Origin of the sequence: Haloarcula sp. R1-2 (genome assembly GCF_011627385.1) — an archaeon.
Lineage (GTDB): Archaea > Halobacteriota > Halobacteria > Halobacteriales > Haloarculaceae > Haloarcula > Haloarcula marismortui.
The window spans coordinates 1110635-1123240 of record NZ_JAANTG010000002.1; the positions used below are offsets into that span (position 1 = coordinate 1110635).

General features: G+C 62.9%; 19 protein-coding genes. 12 read left to right on the forward strand and 7 right to left on the reverse strand.

Features of this window, described 5'->3' with window-relative positions; translation table 11 throughout:
- Positions 1 to 54 precede the first annotated feature (54 nt).
- Positions 55 to 381: a hypothetical protein gene (locus G9C82_RS13735; protein ID WP_049944509.1), complete on the forward strand. Its 327-nt coding sequence runs from the start codon at positions 55 to 57 to the stop codon at positions 379 to 381.
- 53 nt (positions 382 to 434) lie between these two features.
- Here the strand turns inward: G9C82_RS13735 and G9C82_RS13740 are convergent, their stop codons facing one another.
- Together G9C82_RS13740 and G9C82_RS13745 are read right to left on the reverse strand one after the other, a co-directional pair.
- Positions 435 to 671 (reverse strand): hypothetical protein, encoded by a 237-nt coding sequence (locus tag G9C82_RS13740; RefSeq protein WP_004957622.1) that lies wholly within the window; start codon positions 669 to 671, stop codon positions 435 to 437.
- Positions 672 to 675: 4 nt separating this feature from the next.
- Positions 676 to 1065 carry a prefoldin subunit beta gene (locus G9C82_RS13745; RefSeq protein WP_004591484.1) on the reverse strand — a complete coding sequence of 130 codons (390 nt, stop codon included), beginning with the start codon at positions 1063 to 1065 and terminating at the stop codon, positions 676 to 678.
- Between the two features lie 204 nt (positions 1066 to 1269).
- Between G9C82_RS13745 and G9C82_RS13750 the strand changes: the two genes are divergently transcribed.
- On the forward strand, positions 1270 to 1572 hold the full coding sequence (locus tag G9C82_RS13750) for a hypothetical protein (protein ID WP_127014396.1): 303 nt from the start codon (positions 1270 to 1272) through the stop codon (positions 1570 to 1572).
- A gap of 13 nt (positions 1573 to 1585) precedes the next feature.
- On the opposite strand, the gene G9C82_RS13755 is transcribed toward G9C82_RS13750, so the two are convergent.
- The 3 genes from G9C82_RS13755 to G9C82_RS13765 all read right to left on the reverse strand — a co-directional run bounded on the left by G9C82_RS13755 (position 1586) and on the right by G9C82_RS13765 (position 2841).
- The gene (locus tag G9C82_RS13755; protein WP_049919058.1) at positions 1586 to 1903 is read right to left on the reverse strand and encodes a hypothetical protein; all 318 of its coding nucleotides are present in this window, start codon (positions 1901 to 1903) and stop codon (positions 1586 to 1588) included.
- A gap of 129 nt (positions 1904 to 2032) precedes the next feature.
- On the reverse strand, positions 2033 to 2542 hold the full coding sequence (locus G9C82_RS13760; protein WP_007187690.1) for a hypothetical protein: 510 nt from the start codon (positions 2540 to 2542) through the stop codon (positions 2033 to 2035).
- Positions 2539 to 2841, reverse strand: coding sequence for a UPF0175 family protein (locus G9C82_RS13765; protein WP_004957605.1), 303 nt, complete (start codon positions 2839 to 2841; stop codon positions 2539 to 2541). Before G9C82_RS13765 ends, G9C82_RS13760 begins: the two co-directional genes overlap by 4 nt.
- A 158-nt stretch (positions 2842 to 2999) precedes the next feature.
- Between G9C82_RS13765 and G9C82_RS13770 the strand changes: the two genes are divergently transcribed.
- Complete coding sequence (locus tag G9C82_RS13770) at positions 3000 to 3836, forward strand: pantoate kinase (RefSeq protein ID WP_127014397.1); 837 nt, start codon at positions 3000 to 3002, stop codon at positions 3834 to 3836.
- A 61-nt stretch (positions 3837 to 3897) separates the two neighbouring features.
- A complete protein-coding gene (locus G9C82_RS13775) occupies positions 3898 to 4626 on the forward strand; it encodes a DUF2103 domain-containing protein (RefSeq protein WP_011223779.1) in 729 nt (242 codons plus the stop codon).
- A 21-nt stretch (positions 4627 to 4647) separates the two neighbouring features.
- Here the strand turns inward: G9C82_RS13775 and G9C82_RS13780 are convergent, their stop codons facing one another.
- Positions 4648 to 5292 carry a hypothetical protein gene (locus tag G9C82_RS13780; RefSeq protein ID WP_007187687.1) on the reverse strand — a complete coding sequence of 215 codons (645 nt, stop codon included), beginning with the start codon at positions 5290 to 5292 and terminating at the stop codon, positions 4648 to 4650.
- 75 nt (positions 5293 to 5367) lie between these two features.
- Between G9C82_RS13780 and G9C82_RS13785 the strand changes: the two genes are divergently transcribed.
- The 3 genes from G9C82_RS13785 (at position 5368) to G9C82_RS13795 (ending at position 6196) form a co-directional block, all read left to right on the forward strand.
- Positions 5368 to 5676: a 50S ribosomal protein L37ae gene (locus G9C82_RS13785; protein WP_004591489.1), complete on the forward strand. Its 309-nt coding sequence runs from the start codon at positions 5368 to 5370 to the stop codon at positions 5674 to 5676.
- Positions 5677 to 5702: 26 nt separating this feature from the next.
- The gene (locus tag G9C82_RS13790; protein ID WP_004517024.1) at positions 5703 to 5837 is read left to right on the forward strand and encodes a DNA-directed RNA polymerase subunit P; all 135 of its coding nucleotides are present in this window, start codon (positions 5703 to 5705) and stop codon (positions 5835 to 5837) included.
- Between the two features lie 107 nt (positions 5838 to 5944).
- Positions 5945 to 6196: a KEOPS complex subunit Pcc1 gene (locus tag G9C82_RS13795; RefSeq protein WP_004957592.1), complete on the forward strand. Its 252-nt coding sequence runs from the start codon at positions 5945 to 5947 to the stop codon at positions 6194 to 6196.
- Between the two features lie 44 nt (positions 6197 to 6240).
- Here G9C82_RS13795 and G9C82_RS13800 read toward each other — a convergent pair whose 3' ends face one another.
- Complete coding sequence (locus tag G9C82_RS13800; RefSeq protein WP_004957591.1) at positions 6241 to 6843, reverse strand: metal-dependent hydrolase; 603 nt, start codon at positions 6841 to 6843, stop codon at positions 6241 to 6243.
- Positions 6844 to 6918: 75 nt separating this feature from the next.
- Here G9C82_RS13800 and G9C82_RS13805 point away from each other — a divergent pair, with 75 nt between their 5' ends.
- From G9C82_RS13805 to G9C82_RS13825, 5 genes are all read left to right on the forward strand, one after another.
- Entirely contained in the window at positions 6919 to 7560 is a 642-nt protein-coding gene (locus G9C82_RS13805) for a hypothetical protein (RefSeq protein WP_127014398.1), read from the forward strand.
- A gap of 17 nt (positions 7561 to 7577) precedes the next feature.
- The gene (locus G9C82_RS13810) at positions 7578 to 8183 is read left to right on the forward strand and encodes a hypothetical protein (RefSeq protein WP_127014449.1); all 606 of its coding nucleotides are present in this window, start codon (positions 7578 to 7580) and stop codon (positions 8181 to 8183) included.
- 173 nt (positions 8184 to 8356) lie between these two features.
- The gene (locus tag G9C82_RS13815) at positions 8357 to 11119 is read left to right on the forward strand and encodes a PAS domain S-box protein (protein ID WP_127014399.1); all 2763 of its coding nucleotides are present in this window, start codon (positions 8357 to 8359) and stop codon (positions 11117 to 11119) included.
- A 158-nt stretch (positions 11120 to 11277) separates the two neighbouring features.
- The gene (locus G9C82_RS13820; protein ID WP_007187682.1) at positions 11278 to 11637 is read left to right on the forward strand and encodes a helix-turn-helix transcriptional regulator; all 360 of its coding nucleotides are present in this window, start codon (positions 11278 to 11280) and stop codon (positions 11635 to 11637) included.
- 75 nt (positions 11638 to 11712) lie between these two features.
- Positions 11713 to 12474 (forward strand): aldo/keto reductase, encoded by a 762-nt coding sequence (locus tag G9C82_RS13825; protein ID WP_127014400.1) that lies wholly within the window; start codon positions 11713 to 11715, stop codon positions 12472 to 12474.
- The last annotated feature ends 132 nt before the right edge of the window (positions 12475 to 12606 follow it).

Genomic DNA, 12606 nt, shown 5'->3' on the forward strand with positions numbered 1-12606 from the left:
CCTGCCGAGTAATCAAGCGCGGTTTTTTTGCTTGCTGAACTCTGAGTGATGGGTATGGATGACACCGCCGAGTCCAGCGTCCACGCTGGCGACGGAACCCGTGACCGCACGACGGCAGACCTACTTGCGGGTGACGAGGACTCGTCGGCGTCGGAATCGTCGGGTGAGATGAACCGGAAGCGGGCTCTCCTGTTCGTCTCGCCGTTTCTCGCTATCGGGCTGTTTGATCTGGCCCTGCTACTTGGCTGGGGACTGGACCCGCTGTGGGGGTTCATGATTCTCCCGCCGATACTGTTCGTCTCAGTGCTTGGCTGGATCGCGTTCCGAACCGGGTTCGCGAGCGACCGGACCGGGGACCCAGCCGCCGATAGCCACGACTGACCGTTCGCGGTGTCGGTAGAACACCGAGTGACTGCCCGCTTGGTTGCGGGTGCCTATTCTTCGAACAGGTCGTCGACGGCGGCCCGTGCGGCAAGGGCAGCGTCGTCCGCGACCTGTGCCTCGTCCTGACGACTGTCGGGCGCGTTGACGTACACGTCGACGTCCAGTACGCCGTCTTCGAAGGTGACAGTCACGTCGAGGTCCTCGACCGCGCCGACGTCGTACCGAGAGAAGACAACGTCTTCGGCGGCGGCTGAGGCTGTTTCGACGACCTCATCGTCTGTCGGCATCGCCTTATGCGCCGCCAGCGCCGGGGCCGCCGGCCGGACCCGCGCCGCCTGCGCCGCCGAGCATCTGCTGGAGCTCGCTCTGGAGCTCTTCGAACTGCTCCTGAACGCGCTCTTCCTGCTTTTCGAGCGTCTCAACGCGGACTTCGAGGCTGTTGACCTTCTCTTCGAGGTCGTCCTGTGCCTCGTCGAACTCGGTCTTCACGAGGAGTTCGCCGACCTCGCGGTACATGGTCGAGTCCTCGTCGATGTCGTCAAGCTCGTCGAGCGCCGTCTGGGACTCCTGGAGCTCCGTCTCGGCCTGCTGTTTCTGTGCGGCGACCTGCTGTGCTGTCTGCTGAAGGTCCTGCAGTTCCTCGAGCTTCTCCTGTGCTTCAGGCGGAAGATTACCCTGCATACCTCCAGAGTTGGGAGCCGGAGTGTTAAACCCATGCATCTAGCTCCGAACGCGGGTGCTGGCACCCCGGCCCGTTCAGGGCCCAGAATGTCCGATATCGGCGTATACCGTCCAAATTGACGGGGAGGTCAGCTCCACGCACCGATAGTAGAATGACGGGACAGTCGGCGTAACACGTTTGCGTCTCACAGCCCTTACTACAGTATGTCCCACCCGTCACCGGAGACAGCCGCTGACCCGGAGGAGTTGGTCGCTGCGCTACCGGACCCGCCGGCACCGTGGCAGCGAAGCGACGCCAACGGCGGCATCGTCGAGTATCGGATTCCGGACGACGACGGCGTCTGTGCTGCAGCCAAACTTGTTGTTCGCCCTGAGCTCTTCGACGATAGCGCGGTCCGAATCGACAGAAAACAGGGCTGCAAGGATGTCGGAACAGGGAGACATCCAGACGTTGAGAGCGCTGTCGACGTTGTTTCCACAGAGCTCTCCACTGCGGTCGGTGAATAGCTGCCGCGGCTGTCTACGCTGGCCCGTCGGCCAGCCCGGCGACCGTGACGTACAGTCCGAACGTTGAGATGACTGTTCCGGCGAGCTGTGTTCCTGCGGTCGCGAGAAAGCCGACATCAGTGTACAACAACGGGGCGAGCATGAACCAGCCGCCGAAAATCGTTGTCAGGACGGCCGGCGGTAAACTCGGCTCGCCGGTCACGCGGAGCAGTTGGAGGTTTCGCACGGTGAAGACGAGTCCGAGAAGCCCGCTTGAAGTCACGCTGCCGGTAAACGCGGCTGATGACCCGACGACAATCGGGAGCAGTGCTCCGACGAGACAGCCCAGCACGCAAACGGCGGCCGAGGCCACAAGAAACTGAGGCGCGGGTTGTTCTGACACGGCACGGAGTACGGACGATGTTTATTAGTTCCTTATCCCAGCACAGATGGGGTTACTCCGGCGCCTTCTCAATCGGCGCTATGCGACCTCGCCAACCGCCCGCTCGCGCAACTCCCCTGTCAGGTGCATCCCATGCTGGTCGATGCGCCTGACGATCCGCTTTGCCTGTGTCGGCTTGAGGTATTTGTCCTCGATGGCGGCCCGGACCACGACGCCGAAACTGCTCGTCACTTCTGCCCCCAACCCCTGCGCCATCCGACGGACGGTGCGGTCCTCGGAGACGACAGCCACGGCTGAGCGGTCGTCGCTGTCGCGGTGGGCTAACACGCCAGCGAGTACCGTCACAGCAGCGCCAAGGTCGGCATCGCCCAGCAGGGACTTGGCCTGGTCGATGTGGTCTTCGTCGACGCCAGTGTCGATGCCGTTCTCGCGGTACTCGGTCAGGTTCGTCGCGGTCGGTTCGACCTGCACCTCGTCGAGGACTGGTTCCGGGATGACGATATCGCCGTCGAACGCGTCCAGCAGCGACAGCTCTCCCACCTGCCCCAGCGAGTACAGCGCCGTCGGCCCGACGTAGATGCGGGTCATAGCTCCGCGGCTGTGTCAGCATCGAGCTCCAGATCAGAGAGTTCGAGCTGTGTCGTCAGGTTTCGCTCGCGGGCCACGTCAAGCCACTCTGCGATGGAGAGGTCCGCGAGCTGTGCGGCTTCGGCCGCCGACACGTCGCCAGACTGGTACTGCTCGACGGCGACGCGAAGTCGGAGCGTCTCCAGTCCCTCCCGGAGCGCCTTTCGAATCGTTGTCGACCGGTCCTCGGAGAGCAACTCGGCGACGTCGTCCAGTTCCGCTTTCTCTTCGCTCGGGAGCCGCGCGCTTATCGTCGGCATGTTTGCACAGTCATCCGCCGTAAACACACATCAAACTACGGGTCGGAGAACCGCCTGTCGGTTTTCTGAAACCCTGCGTGGAGCGAACGTCCGCCAGCCAGCGTGGCCGGAGCGGGCGACCACCAATCCTTAACGCTACCGGGTCCCACGGGGAGGCAATGAGCGACGAAGCACACGCGTTCGTTCCCGGCCACATCACGGGCTTTTTTACCGTCGACCGGGGCGATGACCCGATTGAGACCGGTTCTCGCGGGGGCGGACTGGCCCTGTCTGACGGCGTTTCTGTTACCGTCAGCCGCGGGGCTGAGACCAAGGTAACGCTGAACGGCGAGCCGATTGAGGTGGAGGCCGTCGAGCGAGTGCTGGACGCCCTTCGAACCACGGCGACTGTCACTGCCGAAACGCCGCTCCCGCTCGGGTCCGGCTTCGGCGTCTCCGGCGGACTGGCGCTTGGTACTGCGCTGGCGGCCAACGCCGTCTTTGGCCACGGGCTCTCGTACAACGAACTGGTGACTATTGCCCACGGCGCGGAAGTCCAGTCCGGTTCGGGCCTTGGCGATGTCGTCGCGCAGGCTCGCGGCGGCGTGCCGCTCCGCCTCGAACCCGGCGGGCCGCAGTTCAACTACCTCGACGCCATCCCGGCCCGCAGCCGCGTCGAGTACGTCACGCTCGGCGAGCTGTCGACAGCGGACGTGGTCGGCGGCGACACGGAAACGCTGACGGCCGCCGGCGAACGTGCACTCTCGACCGTCGTCAAAGAGCCGAAGCTATCGACGTTTATGAAGGCCTCCCGGCAGTTCTCCCGCGAGGCTGACCTCCTGACGCCGGAGGTGAAAGGCGTCATCGACGACGTGGCCGAAGCCGGCGGGGACGCCGCGATGGCGATGCTCGGCGAGACGGTGTTCGCGCTCGGGACTGGCCTCTCCGACGCCGGCTACGACGCTGCTGTCTGTGCCATCTACCCGCCCGGCGCGACCATCGAAGACGAGCGCTGAGTTTATGATTGCGTAAGATGTGAACCGTCTCCCTTATCCGCGCGGACCCGTAGCCACAGCTATGGACTGTCGGCAGTGTGCCACGCCGCTTGACCGACCGGGCGATTACTGCCTGGTCTGTCACACTGCCAATACGGACGCCGTCGTCCTCGAACTCGACCGCGAGCGGGCGACGGTGACCTCGCTGCTGGACGGGTCGGTCGTCGGCCAGCGGACGGTGACGACGACGCCGGAAGGCGAAGGGAGCGACGAAACGGTCGTCGTCGAACTGCGGAACTTCGCCGGCCTCGTCGCGGACGAGGTACGACGAAAACGGCCCGAGGAAGTGTACGTCACCGGCGACCGCGACGTTATCGCCGCCGTTCGCCCCCAACTGCACTACGAGTTCTTCCGCGTCGAGGGCGACGACCCCGTCCAGCGGGTCATCGACCGTCAGGGCGAGCCCGCACTCGAAGTCGTCGACGCCGCGCCGGCGGAGAAACTGGGCGGGAGCCACTCGACGCTCATCGGCGGCCGGTCGGGCCAGCGAGTCATCCAGACCGTCGCCGGCCACCCTCACGTCAAGAAGGTCATCCCCGGCCCCATCGACGCTGGCGGCGCGAGTTCGCCGACGGGCGTCCGGGCGAAGGCGACCCGCGCCGACGCCAACGGTAACGTCCGGGTGCTCATCCGCGACGGCTCCAGCGTGCAGGAGAACCGCGTCGTCACGACGGCCGGCGACCGCGAACTCGGCGAACACGTCCGGGCAGATCTGAACGAGGCACTCAGGGAAGCCGAACTGCAGGAGTAGCACCCGCGCCAGGACCGGTGGTCACGCCATGACAACACCAGCAACAAGCACGGCGGCCACCGCGACTCCGACGACACCGGTCCGGTGAACGGCCGGTAACGACGTTCGAACGTCGAGGGCCATCGGGAGCGCATGGAGCGCGGCGAGTGCCAGATAACCGACTGGGGAGACAAGCGGAAACGCTACCGCCCCGACGGTCAACAGACCGAGTCCGACGACGCCCGAACCCAGATAGCCACGTCCGCGCACAGGCTGTCCAGCCCCTTCGAGGACCCCACCGGTCCAGCAGTAGCCGATAGCCGTTGCGCCGACCCACGCGTGCCAGAACGCCGCTTGTGCGGGTATGACACCGAGGAGGCCACCGATAGTCACCGCTGTCGCAGTAGTATTGACCGTTCCCCAGGCGAACATCGCGTCCGAGAAGCGGACCGAATCCGGTGCGTGGAGGACTGTCAGGCCGACGAAGCCACTGATTAAGACAGCCCACAGCGCCGTGGCGAACAGCGCGCCGTTAGCGCGGCTCGACCACGTAATCGCCTGCGTGCCACCCCAGCCAAACAGACCCGCCGCCGCGCCCGATAGCAAGAACTCCGAGGCGGTAAGCCGCCCGCTCGTGGCCGGCGCGACCCGCTGGAGGCGATTGCGAACTCCGTCGAACGCTGCCATCGAGCGACGGTTTGCCCGCCTCCCCCTTGAGTTATGTCGCCGCGGGCTCGCCGGGAACCGAATCTCGAAGGCCTTATGTGGCCGCTCGGCGGACAACAGACCACTATGGCTAGCAAGAGCGGAAAGACCGGCAGCTCGGGCCGTTTCGGCGCTCGCTACGGTCGCGTGTCCCGACGCCGCGTTGCGGAGATCGAATCGGAGATGAACGAGGACCACGCCTGTCCGAACTGCGGCGAAGACCGCGTTGACCGTCAGGGCACGGGCATCTGGCAGTGCAGCTACTGTGACTACAAGTTCACCGGCGGCAGCTACAAGCCGGAAACGCCTGGCGGCAAGACTGTTCGACGCTCCATTCGGGCCGCACTGTCCGAAGACGAGGAGTAAAGGACCTTCATCCCTATCTCTCAGCTATGAGCTACAAGTGTTCACGCTGTAAGCGCGACGTGACGCTGGACGAGTACGGCGGCGTCCGCTGCCCGTACTGCGGACACCGCGTCCTGCTGAAGGAGCGGTCGCCCGACGTCAAAGAGATCAACGTCAACTGAGACTGTCGGTGACGCGGTTGATAGTCGACGGCCGGCTGCGCCACGTTGCGAACGGCTTTTCTGGGGCAGCCCTGTGACCGATACGAGGACGCCCCATCCCGAACAGTATGACTGCACCACATCAGACCCGCCTGACCGCCGAGTACAGCAGCGCCGACCGGGCTCGCGCCATTGAGCAGAGCATCCGTCCCGAAATCAACGATATCGAGGGCGACCGGACGACGGCGCGGCTCAGTCGGGACGGACAGCGGGTCGAACTCACTGTTGCAGCGTCTGACCTCGTTGCACTGCGGGCGGGTATCAACACGTGGCTGACGCTTCGCGGCGTTGCTGAGAACGCTCTGGTGGGACGGAAGTGACGAGAGCGGCAGTGAAATAGCGAAAGCGTCGCGGCAGCCAAGCGTTACTGCCGGTAGCGGTCCGGAACGTGGGCTGCAATCGAGTCGGGAACGTTCCCGAACACGACCGGGGCCAGGGCTGCCAGTCGACGACGCAGGAGCCCGTAGGTCGCGCCAGTGAGGAGGGCTGCGGCGACGACCCACCGGAACGGCCCGTCAAGCACGACGAATAGTGGTGCACCTGCAAGTACCATCAGTCCCACGTCGGCGGGCGCACCGTCGTACTGTATCCATCGCTTCGGCGGCCGCCACCGCCCACGAACGTGGTCGTACACGGCACGTTCGGATGTGGCCTCCCACGGACGGAGTTCGAGGCCGCCGCCGTACCGGTCCATCCGGCAGTGGAGTGCAGCGCCCATCAGAACGAAGGTGAGCGCAATGAGCAGCGGTGTCTGGAGGATGGCGGCGAACCCAGCAGCCGGGACAACCGCGAGTGTGTACCCGCTGGGGTAATGCAGCGTGCGCCGATGGCCCGAGTACAGGTCGAGGTCGGGAAGAACGCCACCGACGAGGCCGCCAGCGAGCGCTACAGCGGCGTGGTCTGGCGCAAGGACGAGCAGCGGTGTCGCAATGGCGAGCCCCGCTATCGCATGCGTCGGCAGCATCATATACCTGTAGAAGGGGCTGTAGCCGGTATAAACACGTCGCCGGGTTTATTCGCTGTCGTACCACAGTTCACTGCAATGAGCGATGGGTCCGGCCGTTCCGACAGTCGTCCCGGGACTATCGGCCTCGAGGACACGTTCAAGAAGCTCTTTCGTGACGGGCGAACCAACGCGGTCATCGCGTGGGCGCTCGTTGCGATTCTCACGGCCGTGTTCGTTGAAGGCGTCTTGGAAGCTGATTACCGGTGGATACTGTTCGTCAGTGTCGTCGGCTTCGTCGTCCTCGTCCCGCCGGTGGCGTTCCGCGAGTGGCGCGTGATGCTCCCCTGGGAGTTACTCGTTCTCGCGTTGCTCCCAATCTTAGCCCGCGGGCTCGTCGGCGGCACTGTCGGAACCTTCGCCAGCTACCTCTCACTTGCTGCACTGGCCCTGCTCGTCATCGTTGAGCTTCACATGTTTACCGATCTCGCGCTCACGCACTGGTTCGCCATCGGGCTCGTCGTCCTGACGACGCTTGCCGCGGTGGCGGTCTGGACGGTCTTCCGGTGGAACGCCGACCGGTTTCTCGGGACGTCGTATCTCACGACCAACGAGGCGCTGATGACCGAGTGGCTGTACGTCACCCTTGCCGGACTCGCCGCGGGTGTGCTGTTCGATGGCTACTTCAGACGGCGGGACCGCCGTCTCTGGCGTGGCATCCGACGGATGGTGCAGCGATGAGGCTGCCCCGACCGTCGATGCGGAACCAGCGACGGACCACCCGCGCGATGCAACTCGTCTTGCTTGGACTGGTCGGCTACGGCATTGTCGCCGGTCAGCCAAAGCCGATCACGAACGGCGGTATCGGTCTGCTCGTCACGTTCCTCCCCGCGGTGATGCGGCGAAACTACAATCTCGCGCTTGACCCGTGGCTCGCCCTCTGGATCACGACCGCGGTGTTCCTCCATACGCTCGGTTCAGCCGGGCTCTACGGGCAGATCGGTTGGTGGGACCACCTCACCCACGCGATGTCAGCCTCACTCATTGCCGCGTTCGGATATACGACAGCCCGGACCATCGACCTTCACAACGACGCGATTCACATCCCCAGACGCGTCTTTTTCGTGTACATCTTCGTCGTGGTGCTCTCCTTTGGCGTGATCTGGGAACTGTTCGAGTTCGCGCTCGATATCGTTGCCACCGAAACGGGTGTCACGATGCCGCTGGCGCAACACGGCCTTGATGATACGGTCCGGGATACGATGTTCAATTCGCTCGGGGCGCTTCTGGTCGCGGCGTTCGGACAGGCGCACCTCACTGATGTTGCCGAGGCCCTTCGGGAGCGGTTGTTCGTTGTCGACTGACGCCGGGTGTGTCACCGGATTCGATGGCCAGGAGGCTCCGAGAGAAGCCGTGTGCCATCCGCAACGTTTCGCCACTGTGGTCGTTGAACGTGTGCGTTCGCTGTCTGGCAACCACTGTCGCCACAGAACAGTTATTACGCCGCAGTAACGTGATTGAACAGCATACCAGGGTGATGATTAGAAACGACCTCGACGACATCGCGTTTGCGGGAGCGAGACAGACCGGCGCTGCCAACCGGGAAATCGAAGTCGTGTATCTCGATTCCGACGCGACGGCACGAAAGCAGATACACGAGAGGCTGACGGACCACCACACCGAAATAACGGTGACGAGCGTGGCAACGACAGATGCCGCGCTCGAAGCCGCCGCATCGACGGATGTCTCCTGTCTCGTCCTCGACCCGGCTGGGCTGGGTGATATCCCGGCCGCACTGGTGTCGAACGACCGCTACCCGGTCGTCCTCTACACCGACGCCACTGCGCCGGACAGCGTTGCGCCTGTCTTCGACGACGCGGAGACGGTCGTCACGAAACAGGCGGACGGACAGCCGCTGCTGCTGGCGGAGAAGATCGTTAGCGTCGTCTCAGCCCCAGTCGACCGGACCGAGTCCGCGCTGCGGGATGCAGTGTCCGGAATTGAATCGCGTGCTGAAGCGAACGAAATCGCTGTTCTGCTGGCGGATGATGGGACAGTACAGTGGTCAAGCGAAGCGGTGTCGGCATTTGTCTCCGGCCTCGACGAGACCTGCCGGGTCGAGGACTTCTACGACGCCATGGATAGGGCACTGCCCGACACGCCCAGCGGCCGTCGGCAGCTACAGCTGCTCCGGGATTCCCCGACCGAGCCGGTTGCCCTCGGGGTCTCCGGCACGGACCACGACCAGTATCTCCTCCGGCACGGGTACGAACTGCCGGACGCCACGGGTGGGCTCACGCTCGTTCTGCTACGAGACATCACCGAGACCGCTCGGCGTGACGCTCGCATGGCGCTCCTTGATATCCTCGTCGAACGGGCACAGGACGGGCTCTACACGATCGATGAACGTGGTGTCATCGACTTCTGTAACGATTCGTTCGCGGCGACTCTCGGGTACGAGCCGGGCAAACTGTGCGGGACACACATTTTGGAAGTCCTCGCACCTGGTGAATTCCCGAAGGGACAGGCGGCCGTCGAAGAGTTACTCGAAGCACCTGACCAGGAGAGCACGACCGTCGACCTGACATTTCGACGAAAGGATGGCGCCGAGCGAGAACTCTCGTTCAACCACACGTTGACTCACGACGAAGCCGGCAACTACAACGGAGTCATCGGCGTCGCCCGAGACGTTACGGAGCGAAAGCGCCGTGAGCGAGAGTATCAGGAGATGATGGAGCGATTTAACTTTGCGCTCAAGGGTGCCGAACTCGGCGTCTGGGACTGGAACCCGAAAACGAACGAGGTCACCTTCGATGAGCGCTGGACCGGAATGCTCGGCTACAGCAAGGATGAACTGGAGCCACACTACGAGTCGTGGGCCGATCTCGTCCATCCGGACGACCTCGACCGAGCGGAACAGGCGCTCGGGAAGCTGAAGACTGGCGAAACCGAGCTGTACCAGTGTGAATTCAGAATGCGGACGAAAGACGGGGACTGGCGATGGATTCGTGACCTCGGCAAGGTGTTTGAGTGGAACGACGACGGCGAGGCGATCCGGGCTGTCGGAATTCACCAAGATATCACCCAAGAGCGGAAACGTCAGCACGCAATCGAACGACAGCGTGACGAGCTGGTAACGCTTGACCGAGTTAACGTTCTGGTTCAGGATCTCATCCGTGCGCTGGGAACGACAACGACTCAGGACGAACTCGCCGAGACAGTGTGTGACCGGATTGTCGAGTCTGAGCTGTGGGATCTGGCCTGGATCGGTGAGCGATCTGGAGGCAACGGCAATCTCACTCCACAAGCGGTCGCCGGCGACGACGAGGAGTGTCTCGATAGCATTACCAGTGCCGATCAGACCGACCCTGGTCCGGGTGAAACGGCGCTTCGGACGGGAACGATTCAGACGACGACCGTCGAAAGCGGGACCGAATCCACGTCGTGGGAAGATACCGAGGGTGACCGGGGAACCCGCTCTATTGCGGCGATTCCAATCGTTCATGGCGACATCGTCCACGGAGTCCTGTGCGTGTGTACCGACCAGCAGGATGGATTCACGGCACGTGTCGCAGAGAGTTTCGCCGTCCTCGGCGAGATGCTCGGCTTCGCGTTTATGGCTGTTCAGAACCGGCGGCTGCTCTCCCACGACAGGATCCTCGAACTGACATTCGAATCGCGAAACGCTGATACGCCCCTCATCTCGGTAGCGAACGCATACGGGTGCCGAATCGAGGCTGTCGGGTCCGTCGATATCGACCCGACCCACCTCCTGTACCTTTCTGTCGATGGGGGGCCGGCTGATGCAGTCTCAGAGCAACTTCGCTCTCACGAGGACATTCTCGACTCGCGGGTTGTTCGCACAGATGACGACGGTGGTATTCTCGAACTGCAGGTGACGGAAACCATCCAGTCGCTCCTGCTTGATGTCGGCGCTCGCCGCCGAACGCTGGTCGCAGAGGGTGGGACGCTTTCGATAACTGTCGAGGCACCACTGGGCGCTGATTCTCGCACGATACAGGAGGCACTCGCTGTCTGTACACCTGATTTTGCGCTGACGGCAAAACAAGAGTGTAAACAGCCAAACGACATACTCAACGCTGAATCGGACCCGCGTGACCACTTGACTGATCGCCAGCAAGAAGTCCTTCGCACGGCATTTCTGGCCGGGTACTACGCCTGGCCACGAGACACGAACGCTGAGCAACTTGCGGCCACGCTCGATATCGCTTCATCGACACTCCTCCAGCATCTCCGGCGAGCAGAACGGAACCTCATTGACGCTATTTTTGATGGCTAGTAGTGAGTACAATTATACTGGTAAGTAATTCACATACGCTTCTTGGTCATTACCTAGTAATCTAGGCGTGTGGTTGATTATTCTGGCAGTAGTTAATTTAGTGCGCACAAATGAGCAACCAAAGGAATGCTGGGCCACGAAGTGACCAGTGGAGTGGGATGACGCCGTCGGACAGGTCGCTGTCTACAGCGGATGTAGATGATGTGTTTGAGGTCTTGGCTGACTGGCGGCGTCGTGCCGTCTGTCACTACTTCGCGAGCGGTGACCAGACGACCGCTGACGTTGCGGTGCTAGCATCGGCAATATCGGAGCAGGAGGGCACGAGCACGGTCGATGCAACAGACACGTCGCCCTCGACTATCCGAACACAGCTCGAAGAGGAGCACTTGCCAGTGCTTCACCGGATTGGACTCATCGACTACGACGAGCGAAGCGGCGCAGTGAAGTACTGGGGGTCGCCCACCGTCGAAAAGTGGGCTGATCACGCTCAGGCAGTCACACAGCGGACCGACTTCTAACGAAGAGCCCGTATCTGGGGGGATACGGACTAGTGGAGACGGGCTATTTTTTACCACAGCGTTCAACTGGAATGCATGGACCTTCCACCGGTCGGACTCGGTACGATGGGTATCGAGGACGAAGCCGTTGTTCGGGCAGCCATTGACTGTGGCTACCGCCACCTCGATACCGCTCAAATCTACGACAACGAGAGCACTGTGGGCGCGGGCATCGCCGCCGCCGACACCGACCGGGCCGATCTGACTGTCGCGACGAAGCTCTGGATCGACGCGCTTGAAGCAACTGCTGTCCGCCCAGCGACGGAAGCGAGCCTCGACCGGCTCGGCCTCGACGCCGTCGACCTGCTGTACGTCCACCGTCCACGTGGCGACTACAACCCCGAAACGACCCTGCCCGCTGTCGAGGCTGTGCGCGAGGCGGGACTGACAGCGCACGTTGGGCTCTCGAACTTCGACCCGGACCAGTTGGTTGACGCGCGCGAGTTCCTCGATAAGATTGCTGCACATCAGGTCGAGTTCCATCCGCTGTTCTGGCGCGAATCACTGCTCACTGACGCACAGAAACACGACTACCCACTGGTCGCGTACGCACCACTGGCCGGCGGTCGCGTGTTCGAGGAACCGACCATCCTCAACATCGCTGCCCAGCACGAGACGACGCCGGCCGCCGTCAGCATCGCCTGGGTGACCAGCTACGAGAACGTCGTCACGATTCCAAAGGCGTCCTCACAGTCCCACCTCGAAGCCAACCTCGCCGCTGCCGACCTGGAACTGACCGACGCCGAAATTGCGCGCATCGAAGCCATCGAGCGTGAAGAAGAGCTGTTCCCGGAGTGAGCCGCCCGCCGCTGACGCGAGTGGATAGGCATAGTATGAGACAGTTTAACACAGTAATTCCACCTCGTGTCCGGGACTGGTCTTGTCCTTCCGAAACCCGAATCTAACAGCGGATACCGATACCGTTTGGGT

What these genes read in the sequence shown, in the direction of transcription:
- G9C82_RS13735 (WP_049944509.1), top strand. Translation starts at nt 55, where the DNA reads ATGGATGACACCGCCGAGTCCAGCGTCCACGCTGGCGACGGAACCCGT.
- G9C82_RS13740 (WP_004957622.1), bottom strand. Translation starts at nt 671, where the DNA reads ATGCCGACAGACGATGAGGTCGTCGAAACAGCCTCAGCCGCCGCCGAA.
- G9C82_RS13745 (WP_004591484.1), bottom strand. Translation starts at nt 1,065, where the DNA reads ATGCAGGGTAATCTTCCGCCTGAAGCACAGGAGAAGCTCGAGGAACTG.
- G9C82_RS13750 (WP_127014396.1), top strand. Translation starts at nt 1,270, where the DNA reads ATGTCCCACCCGTCACCGGAGACAGCCGCTGACCCGGAGGAGTTGGTC.
- G9C82_RS13760 (WP_007187690.1), bottom strand. Translation starts at nt 2,542, where the DNA reads ATGACCCGCATCTACGTCGGGCCGACGGCGCTGTACTCGCTGGGGCAG.
- G9C82_RS13765 (WP_004957605.1), bottom strand. Translation starts at nt 2,841, where the DNA reads ATGCCGACGATAAGCGCGCGGCTCCCGAGCGAAGAGAAAGCGGAACTG.
- G9C82_RS13770 (WP_127014397.1), top strand. Translation starts at nt 3,000, where the DNA reads ATGAGCGACGAAGCACACGCGTTCGTTCCCGGCCACATCACGGGCTTT.
- G9C82_RS13775 (WP_011223779.1), top strand. Translation starts at nt 3,898, where the DNA reads ATGGACTGTCGGCAGTGTGCCACGCCGCTTGACCGACCGGGCGATTAC.
- G9C82_RS13780 (WP_007187687.1), bottom strand. Translation starts at nt 5,292, where the DNA reads ATGGCAGCGTTCGACGGAGTTCGCAATCGCCTCCAGCGGGTCGCGCCG.
- G9C82_RS13785 (WP_004591489.1), top strand. Translation starts at nt 5,368, where the DNA reads ATGTGGCCGCTCGGCGGACAACAGACCACTATGGCTAGCAAGAGCGGA.
- G9C82_RS13790 (WP_004517024.1), top strand. Translation starts at nt 5,703, where the DNA reads ATGAGCTACAAGTGTTCACGCTGTAAGCGCGACGTGACGCTGGACGAG.
- G9C82_RS13795 (WP_004957592.1), top strand. Translation starts at nt 5,945, where the DNA reads ATGACTGCACCACATCAGACCCGCCTGACCGCCGAGTACAGCAGCGCC.
- G9C82_RS13800 (WP_004957591.1), bottom strand. Translation starts at nt 6,843, where the DNA reads ATGATGCTGCCGACGCATGCGATAGCGGGGCTCGCCATTGCGACACCG.
- G9C82_RS13805 (WP_127014398.1), top strand. Translation starts at nt 6,919, where the DNA reads ATGAGCGATGGGTCCGGCCGTTCCGACAGTCGTCCCGGGACTATCGGC.
- G9C82_RS13810 (WP_127014449.1), top strand. Translation starts at nt 7,578, where the DNA reads ATGCGGAACCAGCGACGGACCACCCGCGCGATGCAACTCGTCTTGCTT.
- G9C82_RS13815 (WP_127014399.1), top strand. Translation starts at nt 8,357, where the DNA reads ATGATTAGAAACGACCTCGACGACATCGCGTTTGCGGGAGCGAGACAG.
- G9C82_RS13820 (WP_007187682.1), top strand. Translation starts at nt 11,278, where the DNA reads ATGACGCCGTCGGACAGGTCGCTGTCTACAGCGGATGTAGATGATGTG.
- G9C82_RS13825 (WP_127014400.1), top strand. Translation starts at nt 11,713, where the DNA reads ATGGACCTTCCACCGGTCGGACTCGGTACGATGGGTATCGAGGACGAA.